The sequence below is a fragment of the Streptomyces torulosus genome, assembly GCF_001419765.1.
GTDB classification, from domain to species: domain Bacteria; phylum Actinomycetota; class Actinomycetes; order Streptomycetales; family Streptomycetaceae; genus Streptomyces; species Streptomyces torulosus.
Genome location: NZ_LIRK01000474.1, coordinates 1 through 1,787, shown reverse-complemented (window position 1 = coordinate 1,787; position 1,787 = coordinate 1). Strand labels below are relative to the sequence as shown.

Sequence of the window (1,787 nt, the reverse complement as noted above, 5' to 3'; positions counted from 1 at the left end):
CCTCCGGGGAGAGGACCCCGCCGGGGAACCGGCAGCCCCCCCACCTCGAGGAAAGTGACGCACGTATGCCCAGCACAGCCGACGAACCCGGCACCTCCACCGAGAGCAAGCTGCGCGACTACCTGAAGCGGGCCATCGCCGACGCCCGCGACCTGCGCGAGCGGCTGCGGCAGACGGAGGACCGGGTGCGGGAGCCGATCGCCGTCACCGGAATGGCCTGCCGGTTCCCCGGCGGGGTCCTCTCCCCGGAGGACCTGTGGCGCATGGCGGCCGACGGCGTCGACGCGATCGGCCCCTTCCCCCGCGACCGGGGCTGGCCGCTCGACGACCTGTACGCGGCGGCCGACGAAGCCTCCTCCTCGGCCACCCTGGAAGGCGGTCTCCTCGGCGACCCGGCCGGTTTCGACGCGGAGTTCTTCGGGATATCGCCCCGTGAGGCCCAGACGATGGACCCGCAGCAGCGGCTGCTCCTGGAGGTGTCCTGGGAGGCGGTCGAGCGCGCGGGCATCGACCCCATGTCGCTGCGGGGCAGCCGCACCGGAGTGTTCTTCGGCGGCGGGTCCGAGGACTTCGCCGGTCTGGTGGCGGTCTGCCGCGACTCCGCCGAGGCACCCTCCCTCACCGGAGTGACCAGCAGCATCATGTCCGGTCGCGTGGCCTACACCCTCGGTCTGGAGGGCCCGGCGCTGACCGTCGACACCGCCTGCTCCTCCTCGCTCGTCACCCTGCACCTCGCCGTCCAGGCGCTGCGCACGGGCGAGTGCGACCTGGCGCTCGCCGGCGGTGCGACGGTGATGGCGACGCCCGGCATCTTCCCCGAGTTCGCCCGCCAGGGCGGCCTCGCCTCCGACGGCCGCTGCAAGGCGTTCGCGGACACCGCCGACGGCACGGGCTGGGGCGAGGGCGTCGGCGTGCTCATGGTCGAACGACTGTCGGACGCCCGCCGCAAGGGCCACCCCGTGCTCGCCGTGATCCGCGGCTCGGCGGTGAACCAGGACGGCGCCTCCAACGGCCTCACCGCTCCCAACGGCCCCTCCCAGCAGCGTGTCATCCGGGACGCCCTGGCCAACGCGGGCCTGTCGCCGGCCGACGTGGACGCGGTGGAGGCCCACGGCACCGGCACCCGCCTCGGCGACCCCATCGAGGCACAGGCCCTGCTCGCCACGTACGGGCAGGGCAGGCCTGAGGACCGGCCGTTGTGGCTCGGCTCCGTGAAGTCCAACATCGGGCACACCGTGGCGGCGGCCGGCGTCGGCGGTGTGATCAAGACGGTGATGGCGCTGCGGCACGGGGTCCTGCCGAAGACCCTGCACGTGGACCGGCCGACGCGACACGTGGACTGGTCCGCGGGCTCGGTGGAACTGCTGACGGAGAGCCGGCCCTGGCCGGAGACGGGGCGGCCCCGCCGGGCGGGCGTGTCGTCGTTCGGGATCAGCGGCACCAACGCCCACGTCATCCTCGAACAGGGCGACGAATCCCCGGCCGCCCCCGCGGAGGAGGACACCTCCACCCGTCCCCTGCCCTGGATCCTCTCCGCACGCGGCGAATCCGCCCTCCAGGCCCAGGCCGCGAAGCTCCACGCCCACCTCACCGACCACCCCGCCACGCGCCCCCAGGACGTCGGCCTCTCGTCGACGGTCACCCGCGCCGCCCTGGAACACCGCGCCGTGGTCGTCGGCACAGGAGCCGACGAACTCCTGCGAGGCGTCGCGGCCCTGGCGGAGGGACGCCCGGACGCGGGCCTGACACGGGGACGCGTGACGGGCGGTCCTGGTCCGGTGTTCGTG

General features: G+C 74.3%; 1 protein-coding gene. It reads left to right on the top strand.

Features of this window, described 5'->3' with window-relative positions; genetic code table 11:
* Positions 1-65: 65 nt before the first annotated feature.
* A partial coding sequence (locus AOK23_RS30050; RefSeq protein ID WP_206336322.1) for a type I polyketide synthase occupies positions 66-1,787 on the top strand: 1,722 nt, incomplete at its 3' end.